The following is a 20,580-nucleotide window of genomic DNA, read 5'->3' on the forward strand; positions in this document are numbered from 1 at the left end:
TGTTTTTTTTAAAAATCAATGTTTATACCTAATGTATACGTTTTAGCCGGCGGCGCAGAATAAAAAGTTTCTCCTACCTGAATATTATTATTACCGTTAAAATCTGCCGTAGACTCTGGATCATAACCATCAAAATCTGTAAAAGTCAATAGATTAAACCCGGTAAAATAAACTCTAACCCGTTCCATATAAAACTTTTTTGTCACCTCTTTTGGTATGGTATACCCCAAAGTCAAGTTTCTTAACCTTATAAAATCTGAATCTTGTAAGTATCGAGTAGAAGCCTGTTGACCATTGGTACTAAACAATCTTGCTTGAGGGACATCTGTAATATCACCTGGTTGCTGCCATCTTCGTAATTGATCTGTAGTTTGATTATCAAAAAATCTTGCATTTCCGGATTGAAAACGTCCTGCATTATTATATATAGAAGCTCCCCATTCACCCTGAAAAGTAAAAGAGAAATCAATTCCTTTAAACGTAACATTATTCGTTAATCCAGCAATAAAATCGGGATACGGTTTTCCTGCTATAATTCTATCAGCTTCGTTAAAATTATTTGTGGTACTTCTATCGATTGAACCATCAGGATTTACAGTATTCCTAATGAATAAAGCATCTCCATTCGCCGGATCAGCGCCTGCAAATTCCACCAAATAGAATGAAGATACAGTTTCGCCTTCTCTTACAATGTTTCTTCCTGCAATGATATCACCACCTGGCAATTTAGTTACCTCATTATCAATCGTAGAGAGGTTTATTGATGTACTCCAACTTGCATCCCGAGAAACAATATTTTTTGTGTTTATAATAAACTCAAACCCTTTATTTTGCATTTCACCCACATTTCTGGTGATGTTAGGAAACCCTGAGGTCCCAGGAATAGGTTCATTTAATAGCAAATCTTCTGTGTCTTTAACATAGTAATCTATTTCTCCGGAAATTCTATTATTTAAGAAACCAAAATCTAATCCGACATCAACCTGGGTAGTTCTTTCCCATTTCAATGCAGGATTACCTAATTGTGTTGGAGCCAATCCTGCTCTTTGGTTATAGGGTGATCCTTGAAATAAACTTAAACTTGCAAAGTTTCCGATACCGGCATTACCTGTAACCCCCCAACTTCCGCGTAATTTCAGTAACGAAACTACTTCTGAAGTATTAAGAAAAGATTCTTCTGAAATAATCCACCCTATAGAAGCTGCCGGAAACCATCCAAATCTATTCTCCTCACCAAATCTTGATGAACCATCATATCGTATACTTGCGTTTAACAGATATTTATCAGCAATCGAAAGAGTCGCCCTACCAAAATAAGAGAGAAAGTTAAATCTAGTACGACTAGATCCTCCTGCAACAATCTCTGCTGCACTATTTAATGTCTGCAAATCATCAGACGGGAAACCCTGTCCTTGTAGAAATTGTAATCTCCTAAAGCTATCTTCATAACTCATCCCTAAAGTTGCCTCTACATCAAAAGCATTATCAAAAACCCTATTATATGTAAAATAGTTATTCAGATTATATTTTTCTGTTTGAACGGCATTTGTGGTACCGAAACCTCCAACTGAAGCTGATTCTGTAAGGCTTCCTGAAAATCGTTCTGCTACTTGTGAAAGCAAATCGTATCCTATTTCAGATCTAAAATTTAAATCAGGAATAATTTGATATTCTGCATACGCATTTGCTAATACTCTCCAAATATTGGTTTTAAAACTTCCATTAAACTCTTCTGTTAAAAAGTTATAGTATTCTGTAGTGTTATTATTTGGAGTAATTCCGTCTGCCAAATAAGCCGGAGACAAAGGTGTTTGGGCAATTGCCTGTAGTGGTGTTGCAAACGCATTATCGTTAGAGATTCTATCTATGATCGATTTTGAAACACTTGCGTTTGTTCCCACTCTGAATTTCTCTGAGAGGTTATGATCAATATTCGTTCTAAAAGAATAACGTTCTAATTGATTTCCACGCACAATACCGTCAGTATTGTTGTACGCTGTGGAAATAAAGAATCTGGTCTTTTCACTTCCTCCGGAAACGGATACACCAAAATCTTGAACAGATCCATCTACCAAGGCAAGTTCTTGCCAATCTGTATCTACTTCTCCATTTCTCCAATCCAATCCGTTAGCATAAAAATCAAACTGTCCTTCAATACCTGCCTGACTAAAACCTGAATTCAAAGCAGACTCGGTTAGTAACTCTACGTACTGGTCGGCGTTCAGCCAATCTCTTGTATTGGTCGCAGTACTAAGCCCGTATGATGAATTTAGAGAGACTTTTGTTCTTCCTTGCTTTCCTTGTTTGGTGGTAATGATAATAACTCCGTTCGTACCTCGTGCTCCATAAATTGCAGCAGATGACGCATCTTTAAGAATATCAATCGATTCTATATCATTCGGATTTAATGCAATAAGAGGGTTGATTGGCGAATTGTTTATAGATTCATCTGCATTGGTAATTGGTATTCCATCTACTACATAGAGAGGCTCCTGAGAAGATGATATGGTCGAGATTCCCCGAACTCGAACTTTTACACCACCTTCAACTTTACCATTTAATTGGGTAACCTGTACACCGGCAGCTTTTCCTGTTAGTGTACTTTGTAAACTTGGTGTAGGAATTTCGTTAATCTCATCAGAAGAAATAGAAGCAATATTCGCTGTTATTTTCCTTCTGGATTGTGTTCCAAATCCTACAACAACAACTTCTTCTAAAGCACTTACATCCTCTTCTAATACTACATCAATTTTGTTTTGATTTGTAACACTAATTTCCTGTGTAACATAACCAAGAAAAGAATACATAATAATTTCTCCATTTGATACTTCAATAGCGTATATTCCATCAAAGTCACTTTGCGTTCCCCTATTGGTGTCTTTGATAATAATATTAACTCCGGGCAATGGTATTCCGTTACTGTCCGTAACAGTTCCGGATATCGATCTTTGTTGGGCTAGTGCGATACTTGATATAAAAAACACAAGTATCAGCAGTTTGTAATGGCTTACTTTCATAAATAAAATTTTTCAAGATTTATACTCCAATAATTAGTCACAACAAAAAAGGAAGGCAAGAGTATATTGAAGGCTAACTCAATAACATCACCAATAAGAATAAACTACACGATTATTATCGGCAATCTCTTGCCCATTCTTTTTATGATTGTATTGTAAAGGAAACTATAGAAGTTAAAAAAATGGGTAAAGCCTATAAACGTTTACCTATACCGATAAACATTTCCTTACAGAGTCAAAGAAGAGTGTTTTATGATTCATACAGGCGCTACTACTGCACCGTATTACAGCTAGTTTAAAAAAAAACAATAGATGAGAAGATGGTAAAATAGGCAGATTTTTTCTATGGTAACAATATTATTACTACAAAGTCGGAAATCTATTTTAATAAAAAAGGCCTACTTCTCAGTAGACCTATAGTTTTATAAAATATTTTATTATTATTAGTAACCAGGGTTTTGATCAAGAAAAGGAGATAAATCTCTAATTCCCTGAGGTATAGGATATATTGTTTTATCCGCACCGGGAGCCGATGCAGCTTCGTTTGGCTGTCCGGTTCTTCTCAAACTTAGGTTATTTCTCAAAAGATCCATCCTTCTTTGTCCTTCAAAAGCCAACTCTTTTCTTCGTTCATTTAAAATAATATCTAAATCAACAGTTGTTAAATCAGGTAAACCTGCTCTATCTCTAAGAGTATTAATATCCTCAAGCGGTGTAGCGCCTATCGATAAGCTACCTCTGAAATTAGCTTCTGCTCTAGTTAGGTACATTTCAGTAACCCTCATCACAGGTGCGTCGTCAGAATTATTAACACCATCAGGAAATTTATTGGTAAATATTCTGTCTGCACCTTCTGCTCCAGCTCCTGTCTGATTTAGATTAACAAACCTAAGATCTCCTGGTTCTTCTGCATACGCGTCTAATAAATTTTGGCTGAATGGGACATCGCCTCTACCCTCTGGTACTGGATTACTTAACCCAGAAAAGCCTTGTCCTGAGTCTTGACCGTTAACCGCATCATTTATTAAAGTAAATATATGTTCTGGTGAATCTGGTGAATCATAAAACGTGTAATCTGCCGCTAAACTATAAAAAGGATCGTTGATCACGTCGTTTGCAAAATTTGCAGCTTCACTCCAACGCTCTTGGTATAGATATAAGCGCGCTAACAATGCTCTGGCAGCACCAGGATTAGCTAATATTCTGGTGTTAGGAGCCAAATCAGGAATAATATCTAATAGTTCAGTTTCTACAAAATCATACACTTGTCCTAAAGTTGCCCTTGGTAACTCTATACCAAGTTCTGATGTAGTTACAAGAGGTACGCTTAAATTGTTCGCACCATCTTCAACTTGTAGAGGTTGCCCGAAAACTGTGGAAATATTAAGATATACTAAAGCTCTTAAAAATCGAGCTTCTGCTACAGCTTGTATACGCTCCTGATCTGTAAAACTCTCATCCGGAACTAAAGGAACATTATCAATAACCAAATTTGCAGCTCCGATCACTTCGTAATTGTCATCCCACATACCAAAGATTGAAGTATTAGCGGACAATGTTGCATAATCTCGTATCTCTGCAAATGTTGTAAATGTGCCTATGAAATCTACATTATCCGCTTGCCATTCTGAACTAAACTGTAGTGTACCATTCAATACATCATCCTGTTGGGCTCGATTATACATACCAGTAACAGCTCCTAATGCTAAAGCACGATTTGAAAATACAACTTCATTAACAGGGTCATCTTCTGGTAATAATTCTATTCTATCTTCGCACGAAGATGACAGTACTACTAACAAAATGAGTAGTAAACTAAATTTATTATTTTTTATTATACTTGTTTTCATACGTATATATTATATCGTTAAACTGTTTAGAAAGAAAAATTAATTCCAAAAGTATAGGTTGATGCTTGTGGTAAGGTAAAGAAATCCTGCCCAACCGCGCCTGCACCGTTGGATCCATTGGATACTTCCGGGTCATAGCCTTCTAATCCGTCACTCTTAAAAGTTATTAAGTTTGTAGCTGTAGCATACAATCTTATTTTATTAATAAATGTCTTGTCCAGAAAATTATCAGATAGTGTATACGCTAACGTTACATTTTTCAATCTAACAAAAGATCCATCTTCGAGCTGTGCAGTTGAGTTTTGATTAAAATTATTAATAGTAGGGCTATCGGGACTTGGTATGAAAGCCTGATCACCCGGCTGCTGCCATACACTTAAAACTCGAGTTGATTTATTAAATCCACTTATTGGGTTTTCTGTAAATGTTCTTGAGGTCAATAAAATATCGTTCCCAAAAGAAAAATTAAATAATGTATTCAACGACCAATTTTTATAGGTAAACACATTCGAAAAACCTCCGATTACATCTGGATTGGCTTGACCCACGATTCGTCGATCCGCATCCGTAGGTGTTGTAGTAGGATTACCGGCAGCATCCAGCCATTCTGCATCTCCTGTCTGAGGATTCACTCCCAAATATGGAATTAAATACCAAGAATTTGCCGAAAAACCTTCTATAGCTCTCTGCCCTGAAAATGCTAAAGATCCACCCGCCTGAGCAACGAATCTGTTCCCTAGCTCATCTACACTAGACGATTCAGGCAAACTGGTAACTTCATTTTCGTTAAATCCAAGATTTAAACTGGAAGTCCATTTGAAACCATCGTTTGCGCCATCGAAAATTACAGCATCCATAGAGAAATCAACACCCCTGTTTTCTAATTCTCCAATGTTTTCGTTCCTCCCGTTTAGTCCAACATTGAATGTCGGATCTACCGGCACGAATAAAATTAAGTCATCGGTAACTCTTTGATAATACTCTACATTGAAAGATAATCTACGGTTGAAAAAAGCAGCTGTCAATCCTACATCCCAGGTGGTAGTGCTTTCCCAACGTAAATCGGGATTTGCTAAGGTTGAAGGAGTTAAACCAGGGGTAGCATTATAATTATTTCCTGTAAATAGCCCTAATGCTGGGAAAGTTCCTATTCTATCATTTCCTGTTGTACCATAACTTGCGTTTAATTTTAGCCCTTGGATCCAATCTACATTCTGCATAAATGCTTCATCAGAAACATTCCATCCTACAGCTGCCGACCAAAATGTTCCAAATCTGTTATTTAAACCAAATCTAGAAGAGCCATCTCTTCTTATAGAACCTTCTAAAATATACTTTCCATTTGCATAGTCATAGGAGACCCTACCTAAATAAGATATCAGCCTAGTTGCATCTCCACTAGATGAGGTTAAAGGAAATTCTGCAGCCGATTCTATATTCAATTGCGCATCAGATAGAAATCCAGTACCTTGTGTTTGTACATTTCTAAAAGCATTATCTTCAAATGAATATCCCGCTAATAGACTCAAGTTGTGGGAATCTCCAAAACTTTTGTTATAAGAAAGTAAGCTGTTAAGTATGTATCTGTTTTGCTGGAAAACCGAATTCGCAGCAGATCCACCTGGGGTTAATAGCTCTACATTTCTTTGTTGATTTTCTGTAAAAGTCCTATCAATTCCCAAATCTTGTTTAAAACTCAATCCATCTATTAAAGAAGATAGGTTAAATTCTAATGATCCATTCCCTACAATACGTGTAGTTGTGGAAAGGTTAAGGTTTAATAGCTCTTGGGCTATCACATTACCTCCACCCACATTACCTGCTGTAGTAAAATTACCTTGATCATCAAATGGCTCCACGTCTGGTCTTTGTAATAAAGCTATCGTATATGGAGAAGCAAAAGCATTCTCTGCAGGAACTCTATCGAATCGATTATGAGATATATTGGCATTTAAAGTTGCTGTTAACCAATCACCGGCTGTGGTCTGGATATTAGACCTAAAACTAGTTCTCTCAAGATTATCACCTACTCTTATACCTTCTTGATCTTCCCTAGTCGCTCCGATAAAATAATTTGTTCTCTGGGTACCACCTCGTACACTAAAGTTATAAGATTGTGTAGAAGCTGTTCTTAAAATCGCATCTAATGCGTCAAACTCACCTCCCACATCAGTTAATGGATTTGCTCCTACTGCAGAGCCATTTCTTACTAGCGTAGTAAAATCAATAAACTGGTCTGAATTTAATAAATCGGGTGAATCAGTTATTGAAGCAAAAGAAGTGTTGATATCTATATCCACGGTCACTTTTCCGTCTTTTCTGCCACTTTTAGTTGTAATTAATACCACTCCGTTACCTCCACGAGAACCATACAATGCCGCTGCCGCAGCTGATTTTAGGACTGATATATTTTCAATATCATTAGGGTTAATGTTGGCCAAAGGATTAATCCCCTGTCCAGAACCTTGACCAAAGGTTGTAAAATTATCTCCTAAAACTACTCCATCAATAACGAACAATGGTCTACTATTACTACCAATTGAGTTAGTACCCCTTATATTAATGGTTGGTGATGCCCCCAATCCACCAGAACTGGAAAACACCTGAACTCCAGCTGCCTGACCTTGTAGTATATTTTGAGGAGAATCAGCAATAATATCTTGAATATCATCCCCTGAAACTGTGCTGATACTGGTTACTATCTTTTTTTCACTCTTTGATCCGTAGGCAACTACCACAACCTCCTCTAGCTCCGCTGCTGCAGTTTCTAGTTGTACGCTGATATTGTTTGAATCACCTACTACAATTTCTTTGTCAGCAAAGCCTACATAACTAAATGACAGTACAGCGCCTCGGTCTACACTTATACTATACTTTCCATCAAAATCAGTTTGAGTACCATTAGAAGTATTTTTTATTACAATATTTACTCCAGGTAATGGTATTCCTTCATTATCTGTAACTGTACCGGTAACTGTTTTTTGCTGAGCAAACACAATACCTGATACAAAAAACACAAACAACAACAGTTTGTAATTAAGTTGTTTCATAAATTAAATTTCATAAAAATTAGACATCCGTTAGAAATTGTGGAAAGAGAAAGGGAAGGTATAGTAATGATGGCTAATTCAATCTATTTGATGATTTCTGTGAAAACTAGTTCAAGTTTTGTTAGATTAAATGATCCCCTATCTCTTTCCAACAATTTATTACAAAACAACTGATAAATGGACTTGAAATAGTTAATACTGATCAAGTTTTACCCTTTTTCCGAAGAAATTTTACTTCTTTACTTTTCTTTTATTGGCAAGGGTTTGGTCAAAAAAATCAGATCATAAAATTTGATTTCTTACGATAAAACTAATTATCAGGAGTTAAGAGTAGAAATAAGGCAAAAATTATGAAATACCGAAACTTCTTAAGTATTCTGAAGGGGTAATATGATTGTACTTTTTAAAAGATTTATTAAAAGTAACTTTATTATTGAATCCTACCTCATAGGCAACATCGATGATATTAACTCCTTTGGATTTATCCTTTTTCAAAATAGACATTGCTTCGTTGATTCTATATGAATTAATAAGATCAAAAAAATTAAGCCCAAAATGTTCATTGATAATTTGCGAAGTATTATGTCTGTTAGTATTTAATCGATCCGCCAACTTTTGTAAAGTGATATCGTTATCTCGATATATCTTTTCTTGATTCATTAAAACTATAAGTTTGTCTTTTAACTCAACAGACAGCTCTGAGGTTAAACTTGAAGAACTGTATTTAAATGAATCTGATTTTTCTGTATTTGTTAATATTCTAATATTTTTATCTCTAACAAGCGCTAAATTAAAAAATGTATTATAACTAATATACAATACCAATAAGGTCATAATAAAAATCTGAAGATTAAAAAGGGAACTTCCCATTTCATATTGTTTAAAGATAAAGGCATAAATAGCATAAAACAAAGTGGAAAGGCTGTAAAAAATTATTAAGTTTCTTATCCAGTTTTTTTCTAATCTAGCTATATTATTATTGAAGTCCTCTTTTTTTAAGTACATAAAAATTATCAAAATACCATAAATTGTTAAGGAGATCAATTTCGCCATCATTATCAAATTAGCATAAGGTCGTTCATTATGAATAATCATATGGAGTTTCTCTGTACTTGATAGTAAATATATAGGCATCATAAAAGCAATAAATACCAATGTTGGCAACAAATGTAATATGTCTATTTTATTGAACCTATGCTGTTGGTAAACTCTTTTAAAATAGAAAAAAATAAGTGGTCCATATAAAAAAGAAAAAGACGCTGATGCATATAATAAGTGAGGTAAATAGAATTCGTAGTTTGTAATAAGAATACTAACTCTTAAAATAAAAAGAGAATGTAATAAAAGGAAGCAACCAATTAAAAAATTAGCAATTCGGTCTTTCCTTTGCCTGAATATCAAAATAGTAGAGATAAATACACCTATACAACCTACATATAAACAAAACAATGCCCAGACACTAATCTTCTGTTGATATCTCTTCTGTAATGTTTTAAAGTTTTCTTCGTTTTTAATAGAATCAAAATAACTATGATTTACAAATGAAACATCTAATGTAGCCAGAATGTATTTTTCGACATAAACAATGGCCTGTTCTGGCTGATTGGATTTAGCATAAGAAAAAGCAATTTTTTTATATAGATACGTAGAGTCTTCGTATTGTTGATCGAATAATAGTTCATAACAGGAAATTGCCTCATTATATTTATTTAAGTTAAAATAATTATCTGCTTTTCTTAGTATATATTCAGTTTCAGAAAAATCATTAGATATGGCAGTAATCCGGCTTTCATTCCCAAATAGACCTGCATTGCAAAAAATACAAAGAAGTAGAATCTGAAAAAACGAAGCTATTGTGTTTCGTTGAGTTTGATACATAATAATCTGAAAAAATAAGTATTGTTAAAAATACTACTTACATACAATTGTTTTCATAAAATTAATCCAACACATTAGAGATTACAGAACTAAATTAAATCCTTTCTAAAAATACAAAACAATGAATATCAATTTCTTGACCTAAAGAGTATTGTTAATTTATTTAACACACAAGAGTGTTAATTAACATTATATTAATGATTAGCATAGCATATCTTCTATAGTTAAGCATCTTATCCGCATAACTTAATGAATTAAACTTCTAATAATTTAATTACATTAAATGAAATAATGCAATCATAAAAGGATGGCAAGAATATCTTGATGGCTAACTCAAATATTACATTTCATAAAACTTGAACAAAGTCTATACAGAAATTGCCCATCCTATTTATGATTACGGTGTAAAAGAAGTAATAGAAATCATAAAGCTGGGCAACCCTTATCAAGGTTTACCTTTACCGAATAAACTTTACTTTTTCCGAAGAAAACTTACTAAAAATGTTAGGGAAATTAGGCTACAAGAGATTTTACGTATTCTGATGGAGTTATCTGATTATACTTCTTGAAAGACTTATTGAAAGTAACCTTGTTATTAAAACCTACTTCATAGGCGATATCAATGATATTAAAATTCCTATGTGTCTCGCCTTTGAGCAGTTCTTTTGCTTCTTCAATTCTATACTTATTGATCAATTCAAAAAAGTTAAGATTAAAATGCTCATTAATAATTTGTGAAGCATTGTGTCTTGTGGTATCCATCAATTCAGAAAGTATCTGAAGTGTGATATTATTTTGTTTATATACCTTTTCTTGATTTAGTAAATGTAATAACTTCTCTTTAAGCTCTACAGATAGGCTTTCTGTAAGACCAGATTTCACATACTTACTTCCTGATGGTTTATTTTTTGGTTCTGATTTAATAATTTTCAAGCTTCCAAAAATACTTGGCTGAACAAAAGCGGTATAACTCACATAGAGCACCAATAATGCCATTGCCCCTACTTGCATATTAAATAGGAAACCACTATAAATTTTAGACATGATTAAGAAAGCGTAAATGCTATAGGTCACTATATAAATGGAACAAAATGCCACGATATTTCTTTGCCAAAGGTATTCTACTTTTTGTAAGGATCTGCCGGTCTTTAGAGATTTCAGATATAACTGAATCACCAAAACCCCATAAACAACCAAGGATATTAACTTTACCACAGTAATCAATGTTCCGTGCGGTGTTGTATCATGTAACATCATTCTTAATTTTTCCTCTCCTGACAAAATATAAACTGGCAGTAATAAGAATACAACTAAGAAGATGGTGGGTGCTACATGCAACAGATCAATGGTTCTAAATTTATATTTTAGGATTACTCTTTTGAAATAAAAATATATAAGTGGTCCATATAGAAATGAAAATGATGTAGAGATATATAAACTGTGAGAAAAATAATATTGATAATTAGTCAACAAAGCACAAATGTGCAGAATAAAAAAGGAATGCAATAAAACAAAAGAACTCATCAAAAGATTTGCTACTTTATCAGATCTTCTTCTGAGATTTAATACTATTGCTACAAAAAATCCAATAAAACCAGCATACAAACAGAAAACTGACCATAGATTCACTTTTTTCAGATAGCGATCTGCCAAAAGCTGATACGGCTCTGAATCGCTAATTTTGTCAAAAAAACTATGCCCGACAAACGCAACATCTAAACTTGCCTTTACATACCTATTAATATACTCTACCGAACGTTCAGGTCTATTTATTTCTGCATAGGTAAAGGCTAATTTTTTAAGTATAGATAAAGAATCTGCTTTTTTCTCTTCTAATTCTTTAAGATACTTTTCAATAACCGTTTGGTATTGTTTAGAATCATATTCGTCTTGAGAAGATAAAAAAGAGAGTTCACTATTATTATCCTTGTCTATTGTTATTTCAAAATTCGAACTATATATATTCGATGAAACAAACAATAAAACAAGAACACTCAATAGAGTCTTTAGTTTATTTTTTTTTGAGTTAGCCACACAATTATTACTAAATAATTATACTTCCTAATTTACGATAACTTTTTCATAAATTTTTCACAACAACGGATTTCCCGATAATATCTTACTTAAAATTCCAGTAAAAATAGGGTATCCAGAGTGATAAATAATTTGTGAAAGCTATGGTATTACCGTAAAATTTTTATGAAAAATCGATACTAATGAGACGTTAAACTGTAAAAAAATGTCAATAATGGCTCTTCTAAGATATTTTTATTACTATTTCATTTGAAAAATAAAAACCTGAACCAATGTATCGAAATGTACTATAATTTTTTGGCTTCTTCCCAAAAGACATCCATTTCTGCCAATGTCATTTCTTTTAAACTTTTGCTTTTTTCTTTCGCCTTTTCTTCTAAATATTGAAATCGCTTAATGAACTTCTTATTGGTTCGCTCCAATGCATCTTCGGGATTGATTTTCAAAAAACGGGCATAATTGATCATTGAGAACAAGACATCTCCAAATTCTGATTCAATTTTATCTTGATTATGCTCCTCAATTTCGTGTTGTAATTCTGCCAATTCTTCTTGTAATTTCTCAAATACTTGTTGCGGTTCTTCCCAATCAAATCCTACTCCGGCAACTTTGTCTTGTATCCTGCTGGCTTTTACTAAAGCTGGTAAAGATTTTGGAACTCCTTCCAAAACACTTTTCTTACCTTCTTTCAGTTTTAAGTTTTCCCAGTTTCGCTTCACATCTTCTTCGTCAATTACTTTGACATCCCCATAAATGTGTGGATGACGACTTATAAGTTTTTCGCATATTTCGTTAGCCACATCGGCTATATCAAAATCCTTTGTTTCGCTTCCAATTTTGGCATAAAAAACAATATGCAACAACAGATCTCCTAACTCCTTTTTAACTTCATCAAGATCATTATCCAAAATGGCATCTCCTAATTCATAGGTTTCCTCTATAGTAAGATGACGTAATGATTGTAGGGTCTGCTTTTTATCCCAAGGACATTGCTCACGCAATTCATCCATTATAGTAAGTAATCGATCAAAAGCCTTTAGTTGATTTTCTCTTGAATTCATAGCCGTTGTTTGTATAAAAATAAGGATAACAAGATGCAACCTATAATTTGATAATAAAAGTAATTTTATTAGAAAAAAGTATAGCTTTGACTTTTTAAAAATGAAATAAAATAAGTTTATCAGATGGCTTCACTAAAAATTCTTTTTGCAAGTATCCCTGCAGACGGACATTTTAATCCAATGACTGAGTTGGCAGTATATCTCAAAGAGAAAGGTCACGATGTACGATGGTATACCGGCAAGGCTTATGAGGGTAAACTAAAACAAATGGGTGTCCCATATATCCCTTTCCGAAAAGCAAAAGAAATTAAAATTTCTGAATTAGATGAAGCATATCCTGAGCGTAAAAAATTAAAAGGTGTATCTCATATCAAATTCGATATCATTAACTTATTTATTAATAGAATTAAAGATTATTATGAAGATATAGCAGAACTATCAACATCCTTCCCTTTTGATATAGTGATATGTGACAATGCTTTTCCTGGTACAATAATCAAGGACAAACTAAATACCCTAGCGGTGAGTATCGGGGTTGACCCTTTAACGCTTTCATCTCCAGATCTACCACAATATGGATTAGGTCACCAACCTGCATCTACTTTTTTAGCTAAAAGAAAACAAAACTTCATCAAGTTAATGGCGGATAAACTTATTTTTAATGATATTAAGATTTCTTATAATAATCTATTAAAATCTTTAGGCTTGCCAGAAGAGAACCATAATATTTTTGATGCGGCTCCTTTAAAATCTGATTTATTTTTACAAAGTGGTATACCAGAACTAGACTACCCAAGACATTTTATCCCTGAATCTATAAAGTATGTAGGAGCATTAAATACCTGGAATAGCAAATCTAAAAAAGCAAAGAAAGATTGGAAAAATATTCTGGATTTATCAAAAAAGACCATCCTAGTATCTCAGGGAACTGTTGATAAAAACAACAAAAAATTAATCATACCAACATTAGAAGCATTTAAAGATTCTAATTACAATATTCTTGTAGCAACAGGATATAACGATACCAAATCCTTAAAAATGTCTTATCCTCAAAACCATATTTATATCGAAGACTACATATCGTATGATACTGTTATGCCACTTGCCGATATTTTTATTACTAATGGAGGTTATGGAAGTACAATGCAAAGTATCAAAAATGGGTTACCAATGGTCATGGCGGGAATTAATGAAGGGAAAAATGAAATTTGTGCACGCATGGATTATTCTGAAATAGCTATTAATCTAAATACAGAAAAACCACGAGTGGTTTCAATTCAAAATGCTGTTAACAAAATTATGAATACAAAATCCTACCATATAAATATTAAAAATATCCAAAGGAAGCTTGCTACTTATGATACTTTAAAAATATGTGAACAACATATCCAAAATCTTATATCTCAGTAACTGTGGGTCAAAATTTGACTTCACTCATTTTTTGTCGGGTCGTTTCAAAATCATTCATTAAATCTTCTATGATTTTCGCTGCAGGTTTAATATCGTGAATTAAACCAGAAACTTGTCCAATCTCAAGTTCGCCTTCAACCAAATCACCTTCGAACATTCCTCGTTTTGCTCTGGCACGTCCTAATAACGTTTTAAGCTCTTCTATAGATGTTCCTTTAGCATATAAAGCTGCTACATCCTGATAAAATTTATTTTTAAGCATTCTTACAGGTGCTAGCTCTTTTAATGTAAGATGAGTATCTCCTTCTTTAGCGTCCACCACCATTTTTTTAAAGTCTATATGAGAAGAAGCTTCTTCGCTTGCTACAAATCTACTCCCTATCTGAACTCCATCTGCTCCTAAAGCCATCACTGCAAACATAGATGCTCCGGATGCAATACCACCAGCAGCAATTAGGGGTATATTTATTTTCTCTTCAACCATCGGAATTAAGGTCAAAGTAGTAGTTTCATCTCTTCCGTTATGACCTCCAGCTTCAAAACCTTCGGCAACCACCGCGTCTACGCCAGCATCTTGTGCTTTTAGTGCAAATTTCAGACTACTGACCACGTGAACTACAGTGATTCCTTTCTCTTTTAGGTAAGAGGTGTAGGTTTTTGGATTTCCTGCAGACGTAAAAACAATCTTTACTCCTTCTTCTATAATAATCTCAATAATTTCCTGAAGATTGGGATATAACATAGGAACATTAACCCCAAAAGGCTTATCTGTTGCTTTTTTACATTTCTGTATATGCTCTCGTAAAACATCCGGGTACATTGAACCCGCCCCGATAAGGCCCAAACCACCAGAATTACTTACTGCACTTGCAAGTTTCCATCCACTTGCCCAAATCATCCCACCTTGAATAATAGGATATTGTATATTAAAGAGTTCTTTGACTTTATTCATTAGTATTTTGATGTCTTAACTATGTTAGGTGAGGTATCTGTTTAAAAATTATGAAATTACTCCAGATCCTACTAATTCATCTTCTATATACCAGGCAACGAATTGACCTTCGGTAATGGCACTCTGATCATTTTCGAAAACTACATACATACCTGAATCTACTTGATATAAGGTTGCTTTATCTAAAGGTTGTCTATATCGTATTCTGGCCATAACAGTCAATTCTTCATCTACATCTAGCTTTAGATCTTCTCGTACCCAGTGTAATTCTTCATTACTTATAAAAAGTGCTTTTCTATACAAACCAGGATGGCTTTTACCTTGTCCCGTATAAATAACGTTTGTTTTTACATCAGTTTCAATAACAAAAAGTGGTTCTGGCGTTCCCCCGACAGCAAGACCTTTTCTTTGTCCTTTTGTGTAATAATGTGCACCTTGATGTTTACCTACTACTTTACCATCATTGATATCATAGGTGTATTTTGAAGATAGAAATGCTAACTCTTCCCTTTTAGAATTAAACTTTGGAAACGTTTTATTATATATTTCTTCTGTAGCAGGAATCTCAATAATATCTCCTTGTTTAGGTTGTAATTTTTGCTGTAGAAATTCTGGCAACCGAACTTTTCCGATAAAGCACAATCCCTGAGAATCCTTTTTATCAGCGGTTACAAGATCTTGCTGTTTTGCTATTTCTCTAACTTCAGGTTTTAACAACTCTCCAACAGGGAAAAGTGTTTTTGCCAATTGATCCTGTGACAACTGACATAAAAAATATGATTGGTCTTTATTAGGGTCTTTTCCTGCCAACAAGCGGTGAATTTCTCTACCTTCCTTGATGATCGTATCTTTTCTGCAATAGTGTCCGGTAGCTACATAATCTGCTCCTAAAGACAATGCTATTTTTAAGAAAACATCAAACTTGATTTCACGATTACATAAAACATCCGGATTTGGAGTCCTGCCTTTTTCATACTCATTGAACATGTAATCTACAATACGTTCTTTATACTCTTCACTTAGATCTACGGTCTGAAACGGAATCCCTAATTTTTCGGCAACCAACAAAGCATCATTACTATCATCTAACCAGGGGCACTCATCCGAGATCGTTACCGAATCATCATGCCAATTTTTCATAAAAAGACCTATCACCTCATATCCCTGTTCTTTTAATAGATATGCTGCTACACTAGAATCCACTCCACCCGATAAACCTACAATAACTCTTTTCATTACTATTATTTTGTCTGTATTTTTAACTTTGGTTTAAAACCAAAAATAACAGCATCACCGTTTTTAAATTGTGTACAAAAATAACAAATAAAAAAAGCAATGCTAATGCATTGCTTAAAGCTTTTTCTATCTGTTTCTATTTAAAATTGATATTAAGAACCTCTCTTACTAACAGGAAATCGTTTTTGCTCCTTTAGCTTACCATTTTCATAGTATTTCCAAATTCCATCTTTACGATCTCGCTTATAATTCCCTTCAATTTTCACCTTTCCCTGCGCATCATAATATTTAGTAATTCCGTGTAATTGGTCATTTTCATATGTAAACTCTTTAATAACCGTACCTTTATCTGAGTACATAAATCGTTTACCTTCTTTTTTACCTTCTTGATATGTTGTCTTTTCGGTTAACTGTCCATTTTCGAAATATGTTTTTTGTTCTCCATGTAATTTTCCTAGACTATACTCCTCGGTCATCATTATTTTAGTCGATCCATTATGATAATATGTCCATACACCAACTCTTTCTTTGCCAATCATATTACCTTCGCTAATTACCTTGCCTTTCTCAGTAAAATATTTTACGTTTACTGTATCCGTGTTTTTGGAAAATACTTTAATCGCTGTGGGAGATTTTCCACTACTAGGCTTGTAAAATTTAAACTCACCTATTTCTTTTCCATGATCAAAAGTCCCCTCATAGCGCAATTGGTCACTATTTGGATACTTCTTTTGCCATTTTCCATGTCTCTTACCTTCAGCATCAAACAGATTAAACTGCTGAGCATTAACCATTGTAATCCCACAAACAAAAAAGAAAAAGAAAAACAAAAATCTATTTCGCATAGTTTATTCTAATTATTTGATAACTTCATATTCCAAAAAGCATACCAATATTCTAAAAAAATACAATCAAAAGAAAATTTCAAATCTATTTTATGAAAAAAATCTTACAAAAAAATCATTAAAACTTCATAAAAAACAATTAAGCTATATTAAAACTACTCATTGTTAACTTTTGTTTAACAAATTATTGGAAATATGTAAAAAGAGAATTACGTTAAACACCTGAACAAATAATAACTTTTAAAACTCAAAAACATGAAAATTATTTCAAAGATTGTCAATGTAGCTATTATTGCTGCATTAGTATTAGGGGTCTCATCTTGTAGTGATGATGATGACGGTAATATCATTATTCCCGGTGATAACATAGTGGTGACTGCTACAGCAGATACAGACTTATCATTATTAGTATCTGCACTTGCTGCAGCTGATGGGGATTTAGTATCTGTGTTAAGTGGAGCTGGGCCTTTTACTGTATTAGCTCCTACGGATGCCGCAGTGCAAGCATTTCTTACTGCAAATAATTATGCCGACATTAATGCGGTTCCAACGGATCAGTTACAACAAATTTTATTAAACCATGTAATCCCAGGTGAAGTAAGTTCGACTATGCTTACCAACAATGGAGCTGGTTACACGCAAACATCTTCTACTGCGGGCCCAAATGGTAGTACTATAAGTATGTATTATAATACCTCCAACGGAGTAGTTTTTAACGGAGGAGCAACGGTAACGACACCAGATATCGCCGCATCAAATGGTATTATACATAAAATAGATGCGGTAATAGGATTACCGGACGTAACAACTTTTGCAACGGCTGACCCTAATTTCTCAAGACTTGTAGAAGGATTAACCGCCTATAGTTTTGATTACGTAAATACATTACAAGGAGATGGACCTTTCACAGTATTTGCACCAAACAATACCGCTTTTGACGAGTTACTTGCCACAAATGATATGTGGACTGTTCCTGGAGATATTCCAGAAGTCGTTTTGCAAAACGCATTAAATCTTCACGTTATTCCTAGTACTAACGTTAGGGAAGCGGATTTGACTGATGGCAATGTTACTACTCTTATGGGAGAAATTACTATAGATGCATCAGCTAAAACGGTAAGACCAGAGGGAGCAGACGCAGCAAATGCCAGTAATATTATAGCGACCGATGTGCAGGCTACAAATGGAGTTATTCATGTGATTGATAAAGTTTTGTTAACTATCCCAACCATAATTCCGAATTAATATAAGAACAATCCAAATAAAAACCCCGTTTCTGATTAGAAACGGGGTTTTTATTTATCTCAAATTTATTATTTTTTCGCCTTTTGCTGTTGTTCGGCCTGTTCCATTAACTGTTTCATTTTGGTCTGAAACTTACCTTGCTTTTTAGGCTTTTTCTTATTCTCCTGAATCTTAGCATGAATTTTATCCTCATCAATAATTACATTCTTTATCACTAACATAATACCAATAGTAATTAAGTTCGAAATAAAATAATATAAAGATAATCCACTCGCATAATTGTTAAAGAAAATCAACATCATCAACGGAGATAGATACATGATAAACTTCATATTAGGCATGCCAGGCTGTTGTTGTTGCATTGTCTGACCCGTAGTCATCATCATATAAATAAATATCGCTACAGAGGCTAAAATTGGGAATAAACTAATATGGTCACCATAAAAAGGAATTTCAAAAGGTAATTTTGCTATGGTATCATAACTGGATAAATCATCTGCCCACAAGAAACTTTTTTGTCTTAAATCAAAAGCACTTGGGAAAAAGTTAAATAATGCATAGAAAACCGGAATCTGCATTAAAGCCGGCAAACAACCACTCATCGGGCTTGCGCCTGCTTTACTGTATAAAGCCATGGTTTCCTGCTGCTTTTTCATAGCATTATCCTTATACTTTTCATTAATCTCGGTTATTTCGGGCCTTAAAATTTTCATTTTGGCCTGAGAAACGTATGACTTATATGTTACAGGAGATAATACGATCCTTACCACAATGGTCATTACTATAATAGCAATTCCATACGGAAGGAAACCGCTTAGAAAACTAAAAAACGGAATAAAAATGTATCTATTTATCACTCCAAAAATCCCCCATCCCAAGGGCACAATCTCATCTAAATTGCGATCATAAGAACTTAAAATTTTATAATCCGTAGGACCATAATACCAATTCATAGTATAATTCAATTCGCCTCCCTGAAGTTCCAAAGGCATTGATGCAGCAAACTCTTTAGTAACTTTTATATCCTTGTCATCTAATTCGCTTGTATTAGCTATATTTTTCGAAGCTAAGGTTGCTGTTTTAAAAGGAGTATCCGTCAATAATATGGAAGTAAAGAAGTGTTGTTTAAAACCAACCCAACTTACCTGTTCTTCTTGATCTTCGTCAAAATCACCTTGTCCCGTAAAATCATCCTTATCACCTTCATACTCATAGTGAATATCAGTATATCTATTCTCATAAGAAGCACTTTTTGCTTGTCTGATGGCTTGTAGTTTCCAATCCAAATTAACTGTCTGACTACTATTAAAGACTTGCTGTAAGCCTTGCGACTTTATAGTAAAATCTAGCATATAATCATTGGGCTTCAACTCATATCTATATTCTAGGTATTTAGATTCTGAAACCTTAAGCTTCATAGATAAAACCGTATTGTCGCCATTTTTTGTAACTGACGGCTCAAAAAACAGATCCTTTGTATTTAGTATTCTGTTGTCTGTCGTTCCAAAATTAAGATTGAAAGAAGCATTTTTTCCATCTTTGATTAAGTACAAAGGAACTGAATCATAGGTTTTGAAATTTTTAAGCAAAGCTTCTTCAATATAACCACCGCGGTTATTTATCTTTAAACTTAAAACTTCGTTTTCTATTTTGGTAACATTTTCTTTTGCCGAAGGTAAACTTGCAGCATATGCAAATGCTCCTAACTGAGACTTTGCAGCTACCAATGCTAACGAATCTTGCGGATTAGCAACTATAGCTTCACTTTCTTTTATAAACTCTGTTGTTTTATTTTCTTCGGTCTTTTGTTCAGCTTTAACTTGTTCTTGTTTTGCCTTTTCTGCCTCAATCTCTTCGGGTGTAGGTTTATTTACGTAAAACATCCACGCAAAAATTCCAAATATCAGTACAAATCCAATTACTGTATTAAGGTCAAATTTCTTTTCTTCCATTGATATGTGTATAAAAAAGCCTAGATATGATTATTAAGAAAGGCTTTCCA

The 20,580-nt window shown here is 33.8% G+C and carries 12 protein-coding genes; 2 read left to right on the forward strand and 10 right to left on the reverse strand.

Translation table 11 applies throughout. The features are described 5' to 3' along the window. Positions 1-8 precede the first annotated feature (8 nt). The 6 genes from ACFSR1_RS02750 to mazG form a co-directional block, all read right to left on the reverse strand. Entirely contained in the window at positions 9-3,017 is a 3,009-nt protein-coding gene (locus ACFSR1_RS02750; protein ID WP_378289383.1) for a SusC/RagA family TonB-linked outer membrane protein, read from the reverse strand. Positions 3,018-3,460: 443 nt separating this feature from the next. Beyond that, positions 3,461-4,867 (reverse strand): RagB/SusD family nutrient uptake outer membrane protein, encoded by a 1,407-nt coding sequence (locus ACFSR1_RS02755; RefSeq protein ID WP_378289385.1) that lies wholly within the window; start codon positions 4,865-4,867, stop codon positions 3,461-3,463. Between the two features lie 26 nt (positions 4,868-4,893). Continuing rightward, complete coding sequence (locus ACFSR1_RS02760; protein WP_378289387.1) at positions 4,894-7,917, reverse strand: SusC/RagA family TonB-linked outer membrane protein; 3,024 nt, start codon at positions 7,915-7,917, stop codon at positions 4,894-4,896. 348 nt (positions 7,918-8,265) lie between these two features. Further along, complete coding sequence (locus tag ACFSR1_RS02765) at positions 8,266-9,795, reverse strand: helix-turn-helix domain-containing protein (protein WP_378289389.1); 1,530 nt, start codon at positions 9,793-9,795, stop codon at positions 8,266-8,268. A gap of 513 nt (positions 9,796-10,308) precedes the next feature. Next, complete coding sequence (locus ACFSR1_RS02770) at positions 10,309-11,793, reverse strand: helix-turn-helix domain-containing protein (protein ID WP_378289391.1); 1,485 nt, start codon at positions 11,791-11,793, stop codon at positions 10,309-10,311. A 323-nt stretch (positions 11,794-12,116) separates the two neighbouring features. Next, complete coding sequence (gene mazG / locus ACFSR1_RS02775; protein WP_378289393.1) at positions 12,117-12,890, reverse strand: nucleoside triphosphate pyrophosphohydrolase; 774 nt, start codon at positions 12,888-12,890, stop codon at positions 12,117-12,119. Positions 12,891-13,013: 123 nt separating this feature from the next. Between mazG and ACFSR1_RS02780 the strand changes: the two genes are divergently transcribed. Next, on the forward strand, positions 13,014-14,300 hold the full coding sequence (locus tag ACFSR1_RS02780; protein ID WP_378289395.1) for a glycosyltransferase: 1,287 nt from the start codon (positions 13,014-13,016) through the stop codon (positions 14,298-14,300). 7 nt (positions 14,301-14,307) lie between these two features. Here the strand turns inward: ACFSR1_RS02780 and ACFSR1_RS02785 are convergent, their stop codons facing one another. The 3 genes from ACFSR1_RS02785 to ACFSR1_RS02795 form a co-directional block, all read right to left on the reverse strand. Next, positions 14,308-15,252 (reverse strand): NAD(P)H-dependent flavin oxidoreductase, encoded by a 945-nt coding sequence (locus ACFSR1_RS02785; RefSeq protein WP_378289397.1) that lies wholly within the window; start codon positions 15,250-15,252, stop codon positions 14,308-14,310. Between the two features lie 48 nt (positions 15,253-15,300). After that, positions 15,301-16,488, reverse strand: coding sequence for a tRNA 2-thiouridine(34) synthase MnmA (gene mnmA, locus ACFSR1_RS02790; RefSeq protein ID WP_378289399.1), 1,188 nt, complete (start codon positions 16,486-16,488; stop codon positions 15,301-15,303). A 152-nt stretch (positions 16,489-16,640) separates the two neighbouring features. Continuing rightward, positions 16,641-17,333, reverse strand: a complete 693-nt coding sequence (locus ACFSR1_RS02795) for a toxin-antitoxin system YwqK family antitoxin (protein ID WP_378289401.1) — start codon at positions 17,331-17,333, stop codon at positions 16,641-16,643. Positions 17,334-17,588: 255 nt separating this feature from the next. Between ACFSR1_RS02795 and ACFSR1_RS02800 the strand changes: the two genes are divergently transcribed. Further along, positions 17,589-18,578, forward strand: coding sequence for a fasciclin domain-containing protein (locus ACFSR1_RS02800; RefSeq protein ID WP_378289403.1), 990 nt, complete (start codon positions 17,589-17,591; stop codon positions 18,576-18,578). A 68-nt stretch (positions 18,579-18,646) separates the two neighbouring features. On the opposite strand, the gene yidC is transcribed toward ACFSR1_RS02800, so the two are convergent. After that, complete coding sequence (gene yidC / locus ACFSR1_RS02805; protein WP_378289405.1) at positions 18,647-20,530, reverse strand: membrane protein insertase YidC; 1,884 nt, start codon at positions 20,528-20,530, stop codon at positions 18,647-18,649. Positions 20,531-20,580 lie beyond the last annotated feature (50 nt).

This window comes from Aquimarina rubra (assembly GCF_042684305.1).
GTDB lineage: Bacteria > Bacteroidota > Bacteroidia > Flavobacteriales > Flavobacteriaceae > Aquimarina > Aquimarina rubra.

Excerpts from the sequence above, each read along its gene's own strand:
- mnmA (WP_378289399.1), bottom strand. The coding sequence starts at position 16,488 with ATGAAAAGAGTTATTGTAGGTTTATCGGGTGGAGTGGATTCTAGTGTA.
- ACFSR1_RS02750 (WP_378289383.1), bottom strand. The coding sequence starts at position 3,017 with ATGAAAGTAAGCCATTACAAACTGCTGATACTTGTGTTTTTTATATCA.
- ACFSR1_RS02785 (WP_378289397.1), bottom strand. The coding sequence starts at position 15,252 with ATGAATAAAGTCAAAGAACTCTTTAATATACAATATCCTATTATTCAA.
- yidC (WP_378289405.1), bottom strand. The coding sequence starts at position 20,530 with ATGGAAGAAAAGAAATTTGACCTTAATACAGTAATTGGATTTGTACTG.
- ACFSR1_RS02795 (WP_378289401.1), bottom strand. The coding sequence starts at position 17,333 with ATGCGAAATAGATTTTTGTTTTTCTTTTTCTTTTTTGTTTGTGGGATT.
- ACFSR1_RS02760 (WP_378289387.1), bottom strand. The coding sequence starts at position 7,917 with ATGAAACAACTTAATTACAAACTGTTGTTGTTTGTGTTTTTTGTATCA.
- ACFSR1_RS02755 (WP_378289385.1), bottom strand. The coding sequence starts at position 4,867 with ATGAAAACAAGTATAATAAAAAATAATAAATTTAGTTTACTACTCATT.
- mazG (WP_378289393.1), bottom strand. The coding sequence starts at position 12,890 with ATGAATTCAAGAGAAAATCAACTAAAGGCTTTTGATCGATTACTTACT.
- ACFSR1_RS02780 (WP_378289395.1), top strand. The coding sequence starts at position 13,014 with ATGGCTTCACTAAAAATTCTTTTTGCAAGTATCCCTGCAGACGGACAT.
- ACFSR1_RS02765 (WP_378289389.1), bottom strand. The coding sequence starts at position 9,795 with ATGTATCAAACTCAACGAAACACAATAGCTTCGTTTTTTCAGATTCTA.
- ACFSR1_RS02800 (WP_378289403.1), top strand. The coding sequence starts at position 17,589 with ATGAAAATTATTTCAAAGATTGTCAATGTAGCTATTATTGCTGCATTA.